Consider the following 17,058-nt stretch of genomic DNA (forward strand, 5'->3'; position numbering starts at 1 on the left):
GATCAACCAACCCAAGGAAACCACCGAACAGTTAGCCGCCTAACTCCCGCTGGTACCGTTCAGCTTGAAAAATTCCGTAGCTGCAACTTGGAGCAGCTCGGGGTGAGCGCCAACGCAGCACGATGCGAACATCGTCTGCCACGGAAAGTCCCTGGTCAAGGAAACTGGCGTTGGCAACGCCAGAAAAACTGATTTCACACGCTCACACGCATGTTCGTCGCGGTGCCCTCCCTCACACAAGTAAGGGGCAGTCCGGATACCTCTGTCGCGGCAGGATGTGAGCCCTTACCCTTTGGTCTAAAGCAATCGACGGAGGGGGCAGGTATTGGGGAGAACTCTCAAGGAACTGGGGTCGCTCCCGTTGTCGCTGCGTGTGGCCTGGGTGACGTGTGTTGGCACCGTTCTGGTCACCATCCTGGGCTCACTTGCGCTCCCGGGCGACGTTGACAAGGCGATCTTTCCGTTTGCTTTCGGGTTGATTGGCCTTGCTGCGTTGCTTCAAGGCTTGATTCTCGTCACCGACTATCACGGTTCCCTATCTTCTGTTGCCAAGCGCTCAACGATTGGCAACGGGTCGCTGCTACGAGTTTTTCTCCGTGTGTATGGCGTCCTCTCCATGGTCATCGGCGCCATCTTCGTGGCGGTGTCCGTTTTTGTCCTGGCCTTCGTGCGCCCGTTATGACATCTCGCAGCAAGGAACGCCGTTGAAGCTTTTGGGCTCCGTTGGTAGAAGCCCTGGTATCTGTGACCGATTCGCGAGCGGTTGCGTTGTTCCTAAATGGGCCTGCTTAGCGGCAGTTTTGGCGAGGTGATTAGGTGGCTCCTGGAGTGTTGTTCGGACTTGTGATGGTCGGCGCGGGCCTCTTTAGCTGGGCGATCGCACGGCCGCTGGCACGTCGGGCTGCCAAGATCCGGACGTGGGTTTCGGCCACTGCCGATGTCGCGTGGTGGACACAACGAGGCACCACGCAGGTTCGCGTCCTGGCAGTCTGTTGGATTGTCATCGGATTCTTGATCGCGATTCTCTCCCTGACGGCCAGCCTGTAGGGGGCCGCTCCCGGTGTTGGCTATGTCAGGAGGCCTTCCGATCGCCGAGTCGTTGACCGTTCCTGCCTCAGCCATGGCAAGGGGCAGCGGCGCGTACCACTGGTCCGCCGCAGGTCGGAGAATCAGGCGCCAAGTCTCAGCGCTAGCGCGGGTGCCGTATCGGGCGGCGTAGCATGCGGGTATGTGCATCTCGAGGGCGCTTGGGATCGCGGCGGCGGCCTGTGCGCTGGCGGTGGCATCCGCCTGCGCGCCAGTTCTACCTCGTGCCTGTGCAGGCCCGGCTGCAGGGCCGCCAGCCGTCGAGCTTGACGCCCGCCCCTGGCTGCGCGCCCACCCTGGCGCTAGCCTCGACTTCTGCCTGGCGACGAGTTGTGAAGCGCTCTCGCCTGGTCGGGAAATCACCACTGTCCAGGCTCCGTTCCAGGACCATGCGGGAACCTATAGCCTCACACTCAAGAGCGCAGGGAGACTCGTGGCTGAACAGCCCGTGTATCTCGCAGCCCAGACCGTTGCTGGTCCCTGCGGGACCGTCCAGGCCATCACCATAAGGGCTTTGACTCTCGATCCCGACGGCCGGCTCGTCGACACTCCCTCGCGGCAGGCCCCGTATGTCACTATCAGCAACTCCCCATGAGCTGCCCGCTCGGACCCACGACGCAGAGTTCCCGGTGAAGGAGGGTCCCTCGGCGTGCATTCCCGTGCATGCGGGCAGGTTCCGGAACTGGTTCGATCATCGAGATCGGGGCCTGGGTGTGGATAATCGTTGATCATGAGCGTGGGGGGCTGGGCGGACCGATACCGGCAGGGCGATCGGGAACGCGTGTGGGCCGAGCTCGGCAGTCTCGGGTCGGGCGTGCGTGACCCGAGCGTGCTGACAGAGGCGCAAGCTGTGTGCGACGAAATGGCTCGTCGGGCCCGGTTCAATATCGAGCTCCTAGTGCATCGCCTGCAATTGCAGGGGTATGTCTTCCACTCCAATGATGATGCGCGAACTCCTGTCGTTCCTTTCCAGGCGGCGAGCGTCCGTGCTTCGCAGTCTGCGGCCTGGTTGGAGGAACGGTTCGGTCCCGTCCCATTGGTACTGTCGTCATGGATCCGGCTTGTTGGCGATGTGTGGCTGGTTGGCACGCATCCGGAATGGGGCGAGTCATCCGCGGCGGATCCGCTGGTGATCGAGCTGGAGGGAACAAGGTATTCCTCGGAATCGATCTCCGGCTACTTCATCAGTGAGCACGAGGCCTGGGCAGAGGAAGCTCGTAACGACCCTGCTGTTGGGTCTTTCGTATTACCGGTTGCGCCTGATCGGTTACATAAGGCAAACATCAGCGGCGGTGCGCCATATGGATTCCGGCTCCCGGACGGTCGAGCTGACGGCGTCCTCTCCGCTGAGTACGACATGGCATCGATTTGTCCGGTAACGGATCTTTTGACGTGACAGGGGATGCGGTGCCCACAGGTGTTAGCGGCCATGGAAAACTGCCCGTAGGCGGCCACGAAAATGCCCGCTGACGGCCAGGAAAACTGCCCGCCGGTGGCCACGAAAATGCCCGCTGACGGCCAGGAAAACTGCCCGCCGGTGGCCGTGAGATCTGCCCACTTCCTTACTGAACCTGCCGCGCCTTAAGCGGCGGGAGCCTCTCCCCGGGATTTGATGACGGTGTCTAGTCGCACCAAATGTCGCCCCAGGAAGAGGCCCTGTATGAAGCATGACGGAGAAATAATGGAAATTCTTGCTGCCTACGCTCTGACCGGATCGTTGCGCGCCACGGCGGAGCTCACGGGATGCTCGCACCACACTGTAGCCAGGCATGTCGCGGCGCGGGACGCCGGCCGTCCGATCGCCGAACCGGCGCCCCGGCCCCGGGTCACGGACGTTTACCTGCCCAAGATCGAGGAATGGATTGAGGCGTCCAAGGGCCGGATCCGCGCCGATAAAGCCCACGCTAAGCTCCTCGCCTTGGGTTATGCGGGCTCCGAGCGGTCCACCCGCCGGGCAATCGCGCAGGTCAAGGCCGCCTGGCGGCTGGGCCACACCCGCGTGCACCGGCCATGGATCACCGAGCCAGGCATGTGGCTGCAGTACGACTTCGGCGACGGACCCCGGATCGGCGGGGTGAAGACCATCCTGTTCGTGGCCTGGCTGGCGTTCTCGAGGTTCCGGATCGTGATCCCGTTACGGGACAGGACCGCGCCCAGCGTGTTCGCCGCCCTGGACCGCTGCTTCCGGGTCCTGGGCGGGGCACCGACCTATGTCCTGACGGATAACGAGAAGACCGTCACCACCGCCCATGTCGCCGGTGTCCCGGTGCGGAACCAGCAGACACTGGTCTTCGCCCGCCACTACGGGGTTAGCGTGCTGACTTGCCAGCCTGCGGACCCCGCCACGAAGGGCGGGGTCGAAGCGTCCGTGAAGCTGGCCAAGGCTGACCTCGTGCCCACGGACACCAACCTCCGGCCCGAGTACGGTTCTTTCGCCGAGCTCGAGACCGCCTGCCAGGTCTTCATGGACGAGGTCAACAACCGGGAACACCGGGCGACACGGCGTAAACCCGCCGCGGTCCTGGCCGAGGAGCAGCTCCGGCTGCACCGGATCCCGGACACGGCGCACACGGTTGCGTTTGGACTGGCCCGCACGGTTCCGGAGAACACCCCGATGGTCACCTTCGAAAACGCCCAGTACTCCGTTCCGGCGCATCTGCTCGGGGCACGGGTGTTCGTCCGCTCCCACGGCACCGGACCCGACGAGCAGGTCGTCATCGTCCACCATGGCGCCGCCGGTCCGGTCGAGGTCGCCCGCCATGGCCGTGCCCGGCCCGGCAGCCCCGCCGTCATTGATGAACACTTCCCCGGGGCCAGGACCCGGATCCCGGGCGACTATGCCGTGAAGGCACGGAACGCCGGTGAGGCCGAGTTCCTTGCCATCGGCGAGGGCGCCAGGACCTGGCTGGTGGAAGCCGCGGCGACCGGGACGGCCCGGATCAACGTGAAAATGGCCGAGGCCGTGACCCTGGCCAAAATCGCCGGCACCGAGGCGGTGGACCGGGCCCTGGGCGACGCCGCGCTGCATGGCCGCTTCGCCCACGGGGACCTGGCCTCGATCCTGAACGCCGATATCAGGCGCACCACCACCCACGCCGCGGACGAGACCCGGTCCCTGACCCAGGGCACCGGTGCCTGGGCTGGCCTAGGCGCTGAACCCGCAACTGTGAAGGAGCAGAGCCGATGAGCCCGGTCAGCACGACGAACACCACCGCGCCGCCGCTGCCGGCCGAGCTGGAAGCGTTGATGCGGCAACTGAAAATGCCCCACGCCCGTGCCCTGGCACCGGAACTGATAGCGACCGCCCGCGCCCAGCGCTGGGAACCTGCAGAGATCATCAAGGCGCTGTTCGCCGAGGAAGCAGCCGGCCGGGCACGGTCCATGCTCGCCACCCGGCGCAAGGCAGCAGGCTTCCCGACGGGGAAAACCTTCGACGCATGGGAGTCCGCGGTCTCCTCGATCCCGGCGCCGACCCAGCAGGCCCTGCGGACCCTGGAATGGATCGGCCGGCGTGAGAACCTGGTCGTCTGCGGGCCCTCCGGCACCGGGAAAACGTTCTTCCTCGAAGCGCTTGGCCAGCACGCCGTCGAAGCCGGCATGCGCGTGGCCTGGTTCAGGCTCGAGGATCTCGGCGCCCTGATCCGCGCCCACCGCACCGACGACAGCGTCACCCGTGCCGTGGCCAGGATCCTGCGCGCCGAGCTCGTCGTGATCGATGACATCGGCCTGTTGCCGGTGGCCACCGACGCCGCGGAAGGACTCTACCGGGTCGTGGACGCAGCCTATGAAAAACGCTCCGTCGCCATCAGCTCCAACCTCCACCCGGCAGGCTTTGACGAGCTCATGCCCAAAACCCTGGCCACCGCCACCGTTGACCGGCTCCTGCACCACGCCCACGTCTGCCAGACCAGCGGCGACTCCATCCGCCTGACCCAGGCCCTCGCCGGAAAAGGAGTCACCCAACTGAACTAACCAGACCCGACGATGGCCAATCCCGCCGAACCATTCAGTGGGCAGATCTATTGGCCATCACCGGGCAGTTTTACTGGCCACCAGCGGGCACTTTAACTGGCCGCAGGTGGGCCGAAACTAATGGCCATTGACACACAGGCTAGTCACGAATGAAAGGGAAGCTCCGCACCCTGTGGGAAAGGCAAGACTCCTTGTGCGGGGGTCATGGTGAACCACTCGTCGCCCTGCTTGGTCGCAAAAATGATGACTCTTTCAGCTGTGTCGAGCGGATCGCCGTCCAGATACGAGTCGCTTCCAGAGCAGGTCTGGGGCATCGAGGAAATACGCAGGTTCTCCCGTCCAGGATTCCCCTTGAGTACCTGCTCGACTTCAACAAGGTGAGTGGTGGCCTTTGAACCGTAAATGCTGGTCATACCGACCTGGCTTACTGACTTTCCGATCAGCACCACGCTGGCCTTGTCGTATTGGCCCTGAGGGGTCTCGAACCGGACCCAGTCAACGCACGCTACGGTACCACCGTCTGGCCCGGGGCTTCGGGTAGAACCAAGGATTGAGCCGGTTGCTTTCGCCGTGGACTCCGCAGTTCCCGGTCCGCCCGTCACTTTGCCGCCGCATGATGTCAACAGCATGGTGAGAAGTATCGATAGAACCAGGCATCGCCACAACCCAATGCGTTTCATTGTGTTCCCCCGTAAGTGGACGTTGATCGGAGGATATAGGGTGCGTACCCGCATTCATAGACGCAAGACCCGCACCGGACGTTTCGCAGTCGCGATCGACCGACGGGTGACGCTGACATAGGATTCGAGCATGTTCGCCAGCATGCCGAAGGTTCTGAGCCAGAGCGGGATCGATTTTACGGTGCAGACGGTCGAGACTACCCATGCGTACGTTCTCATCCGTGTGCGTACGACGGAGATGAGGCCGGGAAAATATCACGAAAGCGCCGTCTCTCCGGCAATCGTCGGCGAATGGCTCACGCTCTCCGCCGTTCACGGTGCCTCCACGCCGATGGTCCAGAGCAGTACGGCGTCAGGCCCGTTTCTCGGGATCGTCGACGTGGCTTACTCCTTGGGCGGAGGCATCGATCTCACTTCTCCACTGACGCTGTCTTCTGCCAATACCCGGTTGACCTTCCAGATCTAGGGCAATTCATTAGTGCTCGTTGGACAATCCCTTTTATGTTTGCGCCGTGTGCCCCCCGAAGAACCGTCAGATCGACGCTAGCGCGCCTGATGAACGCTGGTTGTCGCAGCGCCGTCCGTAAGTCGATCCGTTAACGGGCGATGGCACGTCAGTCCACAACTGCAGCGATAGCCTCAATCTCGACGAGCTGGTCGGGGTAGCCAAGAACCGTGACACCCATCAGCGTGCTCGGCACATCGTGCCCGCCGAATGCCGCCCGGACCACATCCCACGCCGTTATCAGATCAGTTTGGTGGCCGGACGCGACGAGGACGCGGGTGGAAATCACATCGTCAACACCCGCACCGGCGGCTTCCAGAGCAAGGTGCATGTTCTGGATCGCTTTCTCAGCCTGTGCCGCGTAGTCCCCGACACCAGCCGTCGATCCATCCTCGTTCAACGGGCACGCTCCGGCCAAGAAGATGAGCCGCGCATTGCTGGGAGCGGTTGCCGCGTATGCATATTGGGCAACATCGGCAAGTGCGCCCGAACGAATAAGCGTGATCGAGGCCGGCATGGTAGTCCTTCTTGGTTGTTGGATCGTCTGGTGCCACCGTAACAACGGAGGACGCCAGGCAATCACCCCGTCCCGTAAGCCGATTCCTCTCTGCGACACGAATCGAGTCAGACAGCGGCAACGGTCCCTTCTCGGCCGACGATCATAGCTACGAGATCGTCTAGAGTTCCGTTGCACTTCTCCAACTCAGGTAGGTGGTAGAACGTGCTGGTGGTCTGTAGGTTGTTGATGACTTCGTCCGGCGAATGCAGGATTGTCCTTCTGCCCTGAGCGATCGCGATGCCAAGCTCAACATGCGTGCCCTTCCCGCCTGGAAGCAGGATTACGACGACGTCGGCACCTATCACTGCATTTCTCTCATGCTGCCCGATGGAGCGCAGATCACCGAGGGTGACTGTACCCGCATCGCGCGCCCACGCGTTCTGGGTCCAGTCGTACGTGTTGACGTAGCCCTTGCTTTCCAAGGTTTGCGCGACGTACCGGACATTGACGATATTCCTGAAGCTCGACGCAACATAGAACGTTTTCAAAGCTTCTGCCTCCTGATTGGAACTGCGACCATTGTTCCTTACTGAGCCGGCCCGGCGTGTCACGTACGCCCCCTAAAGGCATCGGCTATTGGGCGGCTGTGCCGAGAATGCGCGCGACGATTCGGGTCGGTGATTCCGATGCATTGAGGCGCTCTTCTTCTACGAACGATAACGGCTGCCAGCCGTGGTACCAGGGCCGCATCTCATCCTCGGTGAAGTCTGTCGCTTGTGGCCGCATAGCGTTCCTGCGGACGGTTTCGTCGAATGTAAGGTCGAAGGCATAGAACCTCGCATCGTTGCTCTGGGCGGCGACGCGTTCGAGCATCGCTGAATACCGCTCCGCGTTGAATATGCCTTCGAGGATGACGTGATGCCCGGCGCGGAGGCAGTGAGCTGCCGCGACTTCGAGAAGGTCTGCGTGGGCGAGGCTCTCCTGTTCCCGCTCCCGGTACACGATTCGCCGGAAATGATCTTGACTGAGGATCGCAGTCGGCCAGCCCAGCGCTTGTTGTAGCGCCGCCGCGATGGTGCTCTTACCAGAAGCGGAGTTACCACGCAGGACGACGAGCATGTTTCGAACGTAACAGAGGGATGCCCGAAGCAGGATCCCCGAACGCCCGCGCCGTGCAGTGTCTGACTACCATTCAGTATGGGCAGGAGGAACTTCCTCATTGAAGGAGGTTCCGGAACCGGGAAGACCTCTGTGTGCGAGGAGTTGGCAAGGCGCGGTTACCACGTCGTTCACGGCGATCGCGACTCGCGTACCAGGGTGATCCGGAGACCGGGGCGCCGATGGAGGACGTCACTGGTCTTGCCGTTCACGATCACCACCTTTGGCGGGTCGACAAAGTGAAGGCGCTCGTCGCAGATCAGCGCGAGGCTGTGACGTTCTTCTGTGGGGGATCGCGAAACTTCGCGAAGTTTATTGACTTGTTCAACGGCGTCTTCGTGCTCGAGATCGACGCCGAAACCTTGGCTCGCCGGCTCGACGACCGGCGGGAGGACGAGTGGGGAGGACAGGGCCGGCAAGCGGAACGGGACCTCATACTCCGGTTGCATCGCACGAAGGCGGACATTCCGCGAGGTGGCATCGCCATCGACGCCACCGCTCCGCTCGCGCATGTTGTCGGCGAGATCCTGACCTTGAGTGGAGCAGTAGGAGACTTCGCCCAATAGCCGGTCCCTTACCGGACGACTAGAAGCCGGAGAGCCGGGGCCGGCTCGACGACTACTGCATGAGCAGTGCGATCGCTGCCTCAAGGAGCTGGCCGCGTCTGGCGGACGTTGTCCATGCCCGCTCAGACCGGGACTCCTCGTGGAGTGCGTCGCCGCTGTAAAGCACGTGCGCGTACTTGACGCCGCGGAACTGGCACACAGCTGCCAGCGATGCCGCTTCGTTCGGGGCTTATCCTCAAACCACCGAAAAACCCCGCATCCCCACTGAACAAGCGGGAATACGGGGTTCTCTTTCGAGCTTCCTATCAGAATCGAACTGATGACCTTTTCATTACGAGTGAAACTGTGAGAGGCTTGGGACGTCACTCGACACTGAAAAATAGCGGAATCTAGCCAATTTTGGTGGCGCGTGCCGGACTATTCCGGCATAGTTATGAGTACACCAATGAGTACACCGGCTTGATTCACGAAAAGGGGACAGGAAATGCCAGCAGAGTTCGAGGTAAAACGAGGGGCGTATGAGGTCGCCCGGAGCTGGCTGCTATTCCTGATCGATCACCCTGACAAGACCGTGAGCGCTCGTGAGTACTCGGCACAACTGAAGGCCGCCCAGGCGGCTCGCGACGCCGCGCACACGGCCATGGTGGCGGCATGGTAGCCGCGGCGGCCAGTCCGGCGGCGCAAGCAGATCCCAAGCCCCCAAAAAAGAAAACACGTGGCAAGGGCGAGGGCGCGCTGTTCAAAGACTCGAGAGGGTTTTGGACGGTAAGGATCGAGCTACCATCGCACGGCGGGAAACGTCGACAGAAGGTCATCCGGCGAAAAGACAAGAAGCAAGCCATGGCCGAGATGACCAAGGCCAAGAGGGAACTCAGCAAACTCGGGGATTTGCCGACGTCGGGCCTCCGGCTCGGAACTTGGCTGGAGCGGTGGATCGACGACATCGTCCCTAACGAGATCCGGCCGTCATCCTATGCCGCCTACACTTCGACGACTCGCGGATACCTCATCCCGATTCTCGGCAACCACAAAATCGACGCTCTCACAGCCGACCATGTGCGCGGCATGTTCAAAGCCATCGCCGCCACGCCGAAGAGCCTCAAGCTGCGTGGAACAGATCCGAAGGACTGGCCCGAGGGAACTGTCATGGTCGGGCCGGACACCGCCATCAAGGCTCACGCTGTCCTCTCGTCGGCGCTCAAGACGGCAATGCGGGAAGGCAAGGCAACTCGGAATGTCTGCGAAATGGTGGACCCACCTGCGAAGGCCAAGAAGACACAGAAAGCTCTCGACCTCGACCAGGCAATTGAGCTGCTCGCATTCCTCACGACACGCGACGATCGGGCGCTCTGGGCCACTTACCTGCTGACCGGGGCACGCCGCGGCGAAGTCCTTGGCATCGAACGTGACCGAGTCAATGGCGACAGCCTTGACCTCTCGTGGCAATTGCAGCGAATCACGAACATTAGCAAAGCGCCGGCGGACTATGAGTATCGGCATCTGCAAGGGACGCTCTACCTGACCCGCCCCAAGTCAGACTCAGGCTGGCGAATCGTCCCACTCGTGGAACCTCTCAAGTCGATTCTCGCGCTCCACATGCAGGGCCGCGGCGACGGGCTCATCTTCCTAGACCGGGGGAGCCCCTGGGACCCTGACCGCGCAACGGACGAATGGGCGGCGCTGCTCGCCGAAGCTGGACTGCCAGGCGACGTCGTGCTTCATGGTGCCCGGCACACAACCGTCGACCTGCTCCACGCCGCTGGCGTCGACTGGGACACCATCAAGGACATCGTCGGCCACAGCACGATTCAGATGAGCAAGGACTATCGGACGAAGGTAGACATCAAGCGCCTCACTGGGGCGCTGGAAAAGATGTCCCAGCTCCTGCTTGAAGCTCCGAAAGTCTAGTGAGTCGAATGCGCCCCTACCGATCGAGTCGGTAGGGGCGCTTTTCTGCGTTGATGAGGCCTGCAGGGCTACTCGCTGTCCGGGGAAGTCTCGGTGGAAAGGCCAGCGGCCTCGACGGCCGCTGCGATGAGCGCCAGGATGTCTTCGCCGAGGGCCTTACAGATCGCCTCGATGTCGTTGGCCGTGAATGCGACCTTGTCCAGTAACCGCCGCGACAAGTAGCTCTGAGAGATGCCCGTCCGCCCGGCCAGCATAGGGCCGCTTACCCGCTGGCGTGCCATAGATTCGCGGATCTCAGCCGAAATGGCGCGCGCGAACGGGCCGGCTTCCGGCTGTTTACCTGTGGGCATAGACATGATCGTAAAGCCCCCTCGGGCCTGAAAGCTTGAGGGGCGCGATTCTACCCCATATGGCGTAGATAAGTCCATATGGACTAGAAACGCGTAACGATACAGCTCCCTTCGGGCAAACTCGGATGTCAAAAGCGAGATTCAAAACTCCTACCCCATATGGGGTAGATTTGGCCCCAGCGAAAGTGGCCTCAGGGAACTTTCAGAGTCGTCGTGTATGCGCTTTGTCGGATGCATCGACTATGGTCTTGACTAGAACATATCTTCGAAAAAATGGGGAGCATCAATGATGGCGGGCGTATCACTTCATGGCGTAACGGTGGCGATCCGGACGGTCAAGGATCTAGGCGACTGCGCGGCCATGGCTGGCATACTTGCGTCGACGCTCATTAGGAAAGTCGAGCCTCAGCGCGCTCCATCAGAACCTGAGCAGTAAGCCCAAGCGCTTCGGCAACTTTGAAGAAGGTAGGCATCGGCATCGACTTGTGGCCCTTGATGTAGTGGTTCATTGCGGGCCGCCCGATGCCTACCGCCTCGGCCAGGTCCTTCTGTGTCATGCCGCGTTCTGCCAGCTCAACAGTGATCTGTTTTGCGAGCGCCGCTTCTAAACGCTCTCCATAAGTAGCCATATGAGAAACTTTAGTATCCGTTCGGGTCGATTTGCAAGGCATCCGACTACTCATGTAGTGAGATGGGTACTTGAATTACATCCGTGAGATTACTCGTTCGGATACTTGCGATTACTCGAACGAGTACTTACAGTAGTTTTATGACTACTCCCCAAAGTGGCTCAAACCACGCCACAGACGCCGAAATCGCGCACCGCATCACCAATGCCCTGATCGTCAAGGGAACCAACGTCCGAGCCCTCTCCGACGCAACGGGAATCTCATACCCGACACTACGCCGAAGCCTCACCGGCGGACGAAGCCTCACCTTCCTAGAATTCGGAAAGATCGCGGGGGCCATAGACGTCCCCCCATCAACACTCCTGCCGGCCACCCTCACAGGAAGCGCGGCCTAGGCAATGGCACAGAAGATCAGCTACACATTCGTTGAAGCCGCCGAAATGACCGGATACAGCGAACGCACCATCCGCCAGCAAGTTACCGACGGCAACCTGGCCGCACGATACGCCAACTCAAAAGGCGTCATCCGACACGAAGACCTCGCGGAGTGGATCGACTCCCTCCCAGCAGAATCACCCCGAGCCTAACCGCTCGCATCGCCGCTTAGCCGGCCTCGCCACTCTCTGGCACCCTTCGCCCACGTCTGGGCAAACACCATGAACTAACCATCACTCTCGTGTTCTTTGCGAGAAGAAGGGTCTATTTGTCATGCCATCGAAACCTGATTACCTGTCCAAACTCTCCACCTACAACGCCAAGCACGGCATCACTGCCACATTTTCCGAGATGAAGAAGACCGCTCGCCGGATGCAAAAGCTGCATGACGAGCGCGGCCCGGTCAACCTCGACGCTTTCTTCCTTGATCATCAAGATCCCACCGGCGAAACCGCCGTCGAGAATGTCCTCGCCGAGCGCGCCGCCCAGAACGAAGCCAACGCAGCACGGAGGTTGGCGGCATGAACGACCGGACCATAACCCGCGCCGCACGTCATGGCGTCCAGACGGTCCCGGTTGAATCTGGGAAACCGAAGCAGAAGCAGTACGAACCGAAGTTGCGGCCGGACGAGATAACCCTCGCGCTTGAGATCGCCCGGCAGAAACGCGTCAAGGAAGATATCGCCGCCAACGCACACAGGCGGAGTATCTGGCAGCCGTCGCGGGGCGTGAAGCAATGAGCACCCGCGACAAGCTCAGGGACTTCATCCAGTCGAACATGCATCGAATCGACGGGTTCCACCGCTGGACATTCCAAGCACCTGTCGATTTGGCGGCCGCTCTCATAGCTGACGGTTACCGCAAGCCCGTCGTCGTCGGTTACGCCGTCGTTGGCGGTAAGTCCGGGCAGTTCGTTCGGTCCTTTGGCGCTGGCGAGCGGGACGCAGCCCTAGCTTTCGCGGACGAGTCCACGCGGGATTGCGCTGACATGGGCATCGACTTCGACTACCGCATCGCCGAGATCGTTGAGGCGGCGGCATGAAGACCGACGACGAGTACACCGACGTTCACACCCTTCTACGGGAGACGGCGGTGAGCTGCGCATGAAGGCGGCGGTCCTTGAGGACAACAACTGGATTGAGGACGCCGTCGCGACGATCGACGCGATCTCCCTCGCCCATGAAGTGTTCACGGCCGACGACCTGCGCCGTGAAATGCGGCCACCGGCGCACAAGAACTGGCCGGGCAAGGCTCTCGCGACCGCCCGCAAAGAAGGTCTTATCCAAGCCGTCGGCTACCAAACCTCGACCAGCAAGTCCCGCAAGCACGGCGTGACCCGAACCTGGGCCCGCAAAACGAAGAGAGAAGGAACCCCATGAACGGTCTTCAGTTTCTTGTCCTTGTGGCGTGGATCTTTGGCGCCGCGACCATAATCCCGGCCGCGATGCGGCATGACCGGTTGCTTGAGGAACCGGAGGACGTCGACTACGACCTGCTCGATGCCGAGCGTGATACCCGCGCCGCTGATGATGCGGACGCTGCCCGAAAGGATTACGGATTCTAATGACAACCACACCCCGCCGCGCCAACCGTTGGACGCTTACCCGCCGACTCGCTGACCTGATCCCGCACGTTCTCCCGGGCCGCCACCACATCCTTTGGGAAGTGCGATGAGCGGCTACATCGAGGCGGACACGTACCTGCAACTGCGCCGTACTGAAGGTGTTTGGAATCGACCGCTGCGCGTCATCAAGTCGACTCAGCGCAAGCCGGCCGTCCTTGAACCCGGCTGTGTTGTGGTCAAGGTGCGGATCCGCGTCCCGGCCGCAGCGTTCGAACCATTGACCCCTGAAGCTGTGGTCACCGTGCCCGAGTCTCTCATCCAGCACACAGTCCAGGCCACAGCCGAGGAAATGCCATGACGGCCGAGTTGATGGCCCGTAACCCGGTAACGAACCCGGCGCCGGCCGAAGTGTTCAAGAAAGCGCGCGAGCACAACATCAGCGTCATGGAGGCCCGCCGCGTCATCATCGCCGCCAACAAGGTCGCCGCGACCGTCGTAACCATCCCGACCGCAACTCGACCGATCGACCTACCGAACTACGGTCTCGACCCGGATCGCAACTACAGGCTGATCGCGAAGTTCCGCGCCATGCCCCCTGCCCAGCTCCACGACATCTTCAACCCCAAGGAGGGGCAATGAGTCGCGAAGAGGCCGAGTTCGAGGCCAAGTTCGCCGCCGCCGAAGCTGACATGCAAATGAGCGCGTCAATGGCCGAGGTGATCCGGCTTGAACTGCGCAAGGGAAGCTACCAGATGCCCGGGGACACGCTCCCGTACGAGGCGCAAGCCAAGGCAATCGCCAAGGCGCTGGCAGCAGCCGGGTTCGGGAACGTATCGGAAGCGCGGACGGAAGGCATTGCGATCGTAGCCAACGCCGTGCGCAGCCCACTAATCGACATCGTGCAGGCGCTGGAATTCCCGGCCAACTGGGTAGCGACGGAAACGGCGACCGGTGGGTAACCCTTACTGCCCCAAATGCGGCCACCACCACACTGACCGGTGCAACGCCGTCAACCACGACGAAGAAACCGACGCAGCCAGCCGCTGCGGCTGCACCAGATAACAACGGCCCCCACGAGGGGCCTTTTTCATGCCCAAAACAGAGAAGAGCAACACATGAGTCTGCAAGTATTCAGAAACCTTGAGCAAGGGTCCGACGAGTGGCTAGCCGCACGGTGTGGGATTGCGACCGCGTCCGTCGTCGGCCAGCTTGTGACTTCACGCCAGCCGTCAGCGATAGAAACTGACTGCCCGGAATGTGGCGCATTTGTCGCTGACCCTTGCACCGGGAAGCGCTCACCAGGACCACTCAAAACTCTCCACCCAGCGCGGGCAGCAGCCGCACGCGGGATGGATCGGGTGATCGCCGCCGACGGTAACAGCGACACGTCACGTGGTCTCACTGCCACGCTCGTAGCCGAACGCATCACAGGGCATGTCGAGCCAATGCAGGTTTCAAGAGACATGGAACGCGGCGCCCTGGACGAGCCCTACGCCCGCAACATCTACAGCGAACACCACGCGCCCGTCACGGAGATTGGCTTCATGGTCCGCGACGACTGGGGATTCCGCATCGGCTACTCACCAGACGGGCTCGTTGGCGAGAACGGTCTGATTGAGATCAAGTCCCGGAAACAGAAAATCCAGCTCAAGACCATCCTCGAAGACGAAGTGCCAGCAGAGAACATGGCCCAGCTTCAGACTGGCCTGCTTGTATCCGGCAGGGAATGGATCGACTACGTGTCCTACTGCGGTGGGATGCCCCTCTATACCAAGCGCGTCGAACCAGACGACCGGTGGCAGCAAGCCATTGTCGAAACGGTCAAGATCCTCGAAACCAACGCGGAAGACATCACTTCCCGCTACCTGGCCGCCGTCGAAGGCCTGCCGATGACCGATCGCATCGACCACTACCTAGAACTGGAGTTGAAGCTATGAAAATCACGGCAGAGCCGCGCTCAGACCAATGGAACGCTGACGACTTCACCGGAGGCCCCCGAACCTTCACCGTCGCCGGGGTGAAGCCCGGGGCGGCCGAGCAGAAGTACGACATCGAACTCGTTGAAGGTGAAGGCCGCGCTTGGCGTCCGCCGCTTGGCATGCTGCGCGTCCTGATGAACGCATGGGGTGATGAAGCCTCTGTGTGGGTTGGCCGGAGGGTCACGCTCTTCAAAGATCCAACAGTCAGGTTCGGCAAAGAGGTGCCGGGCGGAATTCGGATCTCTCACCTGTCGCACATCGGCAACAAGCCCTTGAACGTGCCCATCACGGTTGCTCGCGGATCACGTCGAACTTTCACCGTACAGCCGCTAATCGATGATGCCCCGCAACAGGCTGACCTCACTATTCCTGACGGCGTCAAGGCCAATACGGCCAAGGCGATCGCTGAGGGCACAGTCGCCGGCTATCTCGTGTGGCTCACCGAGAACAACGCGCCGCAACACTTCATCGACTACGTCAACACCACTGCGAAGGAACCCGCCGAATGAGCAAGATTATCCGCCTCGAGTCCACCAACTATAAAAGGCTGAAGGCAGTTGAGATCGTGCCGGATCCGGACGGCAACCTCGTCATCGTCGCCGGGAAGAATGGGCAGGGCAAGACGTCCATCCTCGACAGCATCACCGCGGCACTGGGTGGGGTGAACGGGAAGACCACGCCGAAGCCGATCCGTGACGGCGAGGACCGCGCCGAGATCGTCCTCGAAACCGAAGACCTCATCGTCACCCGGAAATTCACCGCCTCCGGACCGACCCTTCTCGTCAAGTCCCGCGATGGCGCCGTGTACCCGAAGGGCCAGGCGAAGCTTGATGACATGCTCGGCAGGCTTTCCCTCGACCCGCTGGCATTCACGCAGCTCTCCGACAAGGACCAACTCGCCACCCTGCTGGCCCTCGTGAAGCTGCCGTTCGACCCGGACAAGCTGGCCGCCGAGCGCAAAGAGCTCTTCGATGAACGCACTGAGGTCAACCGCGAGCTGAAGAACGCGAAGGCCGCGGAAGCCGCTATCCCGGTCACGAAGGAAATGGCCGACCTTGAGCCCGTCAGCGTGACTGACCTGCTGAAGGAATTCCGGGACGGCCAGACCCTCAACCACCAGATCGACGTCGCTCGTACCGCCCGCGACGGATGGGCCGACAAAGTCGAGCGAGTCAAGCGCGAACTGGCTGACGCAGAGAGCCAACTCAAGCTCGCTGAAGAACGTCTAGCCACGGCGCCGGCTAAGGTTGATCTCGAAGCAATCCAGACCCAGCTGGACAACGCAGAGCAGACCAACGCCGACGTCCGGCTGTTCGAGTCTTGGATCCGCGCCAGCAACGAACTCAATGAGCTCGAGGCTGAAGCCATCGAGCTGAGCGCGAAACTCGAAGCCATCGACAAGCAAAAGGCCGATGGACTGGCCGCCGCAGTGTTCCCCGTCGACGACCTCGGCTTCGATGACACGGGAGTGACCTACCGTGGCGTGCCGTTCAAGCAAGCATCCGGTGCCGAGCAATTGCGCGTCTCGCTGGCAATGGCGATCGCTCTCAACCCGAAGCTGCGCGTCATCCGCATCGCCGACGGATCCTTGCTCGACTCCGACAACCTGACGCTGGTCGAAACCATCGCCCGCAAGCACGACTATCAGGTTTGGCTTGAGGTCGTCGGAGACGGCGACGGCCGCGGGATCGTGATCGAAGACGGCATGGTGAAGGCTTGAGCGGGTG

The 17,058-nt window shown here is 61.6% G+C and carries 30 protein-coding genes; 23 read left to right on the forward strand and 7 right to left on the reverse strand.

Going from position 1 to position 17,058, the window contains the following annotated elements:
* The first annotated feature begins 325 nt into the window (after positions 1-325).
* From NFJ07_RS20225 to istB, 6 genes are all read left to right on the forward strand, one after another.
* Positions 326-682 carry a hypothetical protein gene (locus NFJ07_RS20225; RefSeq protein WP_269997257.1) on the forward strand — a complete coding sequence of 119 codons (357 nt, stop codon included), beginning with the start codon at positions 326-328 and terminating at the stop codon, positions 680-682.
* A gap of 146 nt (positions 683-828) precedes the next feature.
* Positions 829-1,047 carry a hypothetical protein gene (locus NFJ07_RS20230; protein WP_269997258.1) on the forward strand — a complete coding sequence of 73 codons (219 nt, stop codon included), beginning with the start codon at positions 829-831 and terminating at the stop codon, positions 1,045-1,047.
* A 181-nt stretch (positions 1,048-1,228) separates the two neighbouring features.
* Entirely contained in the window at positions 1,229-1,681 is a 453-nt protein-coding gene (locus tag NFJ07_RS20235; protein WP_269997259.1) for a hypothetical protein, read from the forward strand.
* Positions 1,682-1,816: 135 nt separating this feature from the next.
* Positions 1,817-2,482: a hypothetical protein gene (locus NFJ07_RS20240; RefSeq protein ID WP_269997261.1), complete on the forward strand. Its 666-nt coding sequence runs from the start codon at positions 1,817-1,819 to the stop codon at positions 2,480-2,482.
* A gap of 264 nt (positions 2,483-2,746) precedes the next feature.
* Positions 2,747-4,273 carry an IS21 family transposase gene (gene istA / locus NFJ07_RS20245; RefSeq protein WP_333482075.1) on the forward strand — a complete coding sequence of 509 codons (1,527 nt, stop codon included), beginning with the start codon at positions 2,747-2,749 and terminating at the stop codon, positions 4,271-4,273.
* Positions 4,270-5,058, forward strand: coding sequence for an IS21-like element helper ATPase IstB (gene istB, locus NFJ07_RS20250; protein WP_269997263.1), 789 nt, complete (start codon positions 4,270-4,272; stop codon positions 5,056-5,058). The genes istA and istB overlap by 4 nt, the downstream gene beginning before the upstream one ends.
* A 143-nt stretch (positions 5,059-5,201) precedes the next feature.
* Here the strand turns inward: istB and NFJ07_RS20255 are convergent, their stop codons facing one another.
* On the reverse strand, positions 5,202-5,687 hold the full coding sequence (locus NFJ07_RS20255) for a hypothetical protein (RefSeq protein WP_269997264.1): 486 nt from the start codon (positions 5,685-5,687) through the stop codon (positions 5,202-5,204).
* A 181-nt stretch (positions 5,688-5,868) separates the two neighbouring features.
* Between NFJ07_RS20255 and NFJ07_RS20260 the strand changes: the two genes are divergently transcribed.
* On the forward strand, positions 5,869-6,204 hold the full coding sequence (locus NFJ07_RS20260; protein ID WP_269997265.1) for a hypothetical protein: 336 nt from the start codon (positions 5,869-5,871) through the stop codon (positions 6,202-6,204).
* Between the two features lie 148 nt (positions 6,205-6,352).
* On the opposite strand, the gene NFJ07_RS20265 is transcribed toward NFJ07_RS20260, so the two are convergent.
* From NFJ07_RS20265 to NFJ07_RS20275, 3 genes are all read right to left on the reverse strand, one after another.
* The gene (locus NFJ07_RS20265; protein WP_269997266.1) at positions 6,353-6,760 is read right to left on the reverse strand and encodes a RidA family protein; all 408 of its coding nucleotides are present in this window, start codon (positions 6,758-6,760) and stop codon (positions 6,353-6,355) included.
* Positions 6,761-6,867: 107 nt separating this feature from the next.
* The gene (locus tag NFJ07_RS20270) at positions 6,868-7,290 is read right to left on the reverse strand and encodes a hypothetical protein (RefSeq protein ID WP_269997267.1); all 423 of its coding nucleotides are present in this window, start codon (positions 7,288-7,290) and stop codon (positions 6,868-6,870) included.
* Between the two features lie 85 nt (positions 7,291-7,375).
* Positions 7,376-7,861: an AAA family ATPase gene (locus NFJ07_RS20275; protein ID WP_269997268.1), complete on the reverse strand. Its 486-nt coding sequence runs from the start codon at positions 7,859-7,861 to the stop codon at positions 7,376-7,378.
* A 221-nt stretch (positions 7,862-8,082) separates the two neighbouring features.
* On the opposite strand from NFJ07_RS20275, the gene NFJ07_RS20280 reads away from it, so the two are divergent.
* Positions 8,083-8,466 carry a nucleoside kinase gene (locus NFJ07_RS20280; RefSeq protein WP_269997270.1) on the forward strand — a complete coding sequence of 128 codons (384 nt, stop codon included), beginning with the start codon at positions 8,083-8,085 and terminating at the stop codon, positions 8,464-8,466.
* 52 nt (positions 8,467-8,518) lie between these two features.
* On the opposite strand, the gene NFJ07_RS20285 is transcribed toward NFJ07_RS20280, so the two are convergent.
* Complete coding sequence (locus tag NFJ07_RS20285; protein ID WP_269997272.1) at positions 8,519-8,665, reverse strand: hypothetical protein; 147 nt, start codon at positions 8,663-8,665, stop codon at positions 8,519-8,521.
* Between the two features lie 285 nt (positions 8,666-8,950).
* On the opposite strand from NFJ07_RS20285, the gene NFJ07_RS20290 reads away from it, so the two are divergent.
* Both NFJ07_RS20290 and NFJ07_RS20295 read left to right on the forward strand, forming a co-directional pair.
* Entirely contained in the window at positions 8,951-9,124 is a 174-nt protein-coding gene (locus NFJ07_RS20290) for a hypothetical protein (RefSeq protein ID WP_269997274.1), read from the forward strand.
* 182 nt (positions 9,125-9,306) lie between these two features.
* Positions 9,307-10,374 (forward strand): tyrosine-type recombinase/integrase, encoded by a 1,068-nt coding sequence (locus NFJ07_RS20295; RefSeq protein WP_269997276.1) that lies wholly within the window; start codon positions 9,307-9,309, stop codon positions 10,372-10,374.
* Positions 10,375-10,442: 68 nt separating this feature from the next.
* Here the strand turns inward: NFJ07_RS20295 and NFJ07_RS20300 are convergent, their stop codons facing one another.
* Positions 10,443-10,724: a helix-turn-helix domain-containing protein gene (locus tag NFJ07_RS20300; protein WP_269997277.1), complete on the reverse strand. Its 282-nt coding sequence runs from the start codon at positions 10,722-10,724 to the stop codon at positions 10,443-10,445.
* A gap of 389 nt (positions 10,725-11,113) precedes the next feature.
* A complete protein-coding gene (locus tag NFJ07_RS20305; protein ID WP_269997278.1) occupies positions 11,114-11,353 on the reverse strand; it encodes a helix-turn-helix domain-containing protein in 240 nt (79 codons plus the stop codon).
* A gap of 140 nt (positions 11,354-11,493) precedes the next feature.
* Between NFJ07_RS20305 and NFJ07_RS20310 the strand changes: the two genes are divergently transcribed.
* The 13 genes from NFJ07_RS20310 (at position 11,494) to NFJ07_RS20370 (ending at position 17,051) form a co-directional block, all read left to right on the forward strand.
* Positions 11,494-11,748, forward strand: a complete 255-nt coding sequence (locus NFJ07_RS20310; protein ID WP_269997279.1) for a hypothetical protein — start codon at positions 11,494-11,496, stop codon at positions 11,746-11,748.
* 3 nt (positions 11,749-11,751) lie between these two features.
* Positions 11,752-11,940 carry a helix-turn-helix domain-containing protein gene (locus NFJ07_RS20315; RefSeq protein WP_269997280.1) on the forward strand — a complete coding sequence of 63 codons (189 nt, stop codon included), beginning with the start codon at positions 11,752-11,754 and terminating at the stop codon, positions 11,938-11,940.
* Between the two features lie 121 nt (positions 11,941-12,061).
* On the forward strand, positions 12,062-12,313 hold the full coding sequence (locus NFJ07_RS20320) for a hypothetical protein (RefSeq protein WP_269997282.1): 252 nt from the start codon (positions 12,062-12,064) through the stop codon (positions 12,311-12,313).
* On the forward strand, positions 12,310-12,528 hold the full coding sequence (locus tag NFJ07_RS20325) for a hypothetical protein (protein WP_269997284.1): 219 nt from the start codon (positions 12,310-12,312) through the stop codon (positions 12,526-12,528). Before NFJ07_RS20320 ends, NFJ07_RS20325 begins: the two co-directional genes overlap by 4 nt.
* Positions 12,525-12,830 (forward strand): hypothetical protein, encoded by a 306-nt coding sequence (locus tag NFJ07_RS20330; RefSeq protein ID WP_269997286.1) that lies wholly within the window; start codon positions 12,525-12,527, stop codon positions 12,828-12,830. The genes NFJ07_RS20325 and NFJ07_RS20330 overlap by 4 nt, the downstream gene beginning before the upstream one ends.
* Before the next feature lie 61 nt (positions 12,831-12,891).
* The gene (locus tag NFJ07_RS20335) at positions 12,892-13,167 is read left to right on the forward strand and encodes a hypothetical protein (protein ID WP_269997288.1); all 276 of its coding nucleotides are present in this window, start codon (positions 12,892-12,894) and stop codon (positions 13,165-13,167) included.
* Entirely contained in the window at positions 13,164-13,352 is a 189-nt protein-coding gene (locus NFJ07_RS20340) for a hypothetical protein (RefSeq protein ID WP_269997290.1), read from the forward strand. The genes NFJ07_RS20335 and NFJ07_RS20340 overlap by 4 nt, the downstream gene beginning before the upstream one ends.
* A gap of 106 nt (positions 13,353-13,458) precedes the next feature.
* Positions 13,459-13,710, forward strand: coding sequence for a hypothetical protein (locus tag NFJ07_RS20345; protein ID WP_269997292.1), 252 nt, complete (start codon positions 13,459-13,461; stop codon positions 13,708-13,710).
* Positions 13,707-13,991, forward strand: a complete 285-nt coding sequence (locus NFJ07_RS20350; RefSeq protein WP_269997294.1) for a hypothetical protein — start codon at positions 13,707-13,709, stop codon at positions 13,989-13,991. The genes NFJ07_RS20345 and NFJ07_RS20350 overlap by 4 nt, the downstream gene beginning before the upstream one ends.
* Entirely contained in the window at positions 13,988-14,311 is a 324-nt protein-coding gene (locus NFJ07_RS20355) for a hypothetical protein (protein ID WP_269997295.1), read from the forward strand. Before NFJ07_RS20350 ends, NFJ07_RS20355 begins: the two co-directional genes overlap by 4 nt.
* A 156-nt stretch (positions 14,312-14,467) precedes the next feature.
* Entirely contained in the window at positions 14,468-15,289 is an 822-nt protein-coding gene (locus NFJ07_RS20360) for a YqaJ viral recombinase family protein (RefSeq protein WP_269997296.1), read from the forward strand.
* Positions 15,286-15,840, forward strand: a complete 555-nt coding sequence (locus tag NFJ07_RS20365; protein ID WP_269997297.1) for a hypothetical protein — start codon at positions 15,286-15,288, stop codon at positions 15,838-15,840. The genes NFJ07_RS20360 and NFJ07_RS20365 overlap by 4 nt, the downstream gene beginning before the upstream one ends.
* Positions 15,837-17,051 (forward strand): AAA family ATPase, encoded by a 1,215-nt coding sequence (locus tag NFJ07_RS20370; protein WP_269997299.1) that lies wholly within the window; start codon positions 15,837-15,839, stop codon positions 17,049-17,051. The genes NFJ07_RS20365 and NFJ07_RS20370 overlap by 4 nt, the downstream gene beginning before the upstream one ends.
* Positions 17,052-17,058 lie beyond the last annotated feature (7 nt).

The organism is Arthrobacter sp. B2a2-09, from assembly GCF_027587375.1.
Lineage (GTDB): Bacteria > Actinomycetota > Actinomycetes > Actinomycetales > Micrococcaceae > Arthrobacter.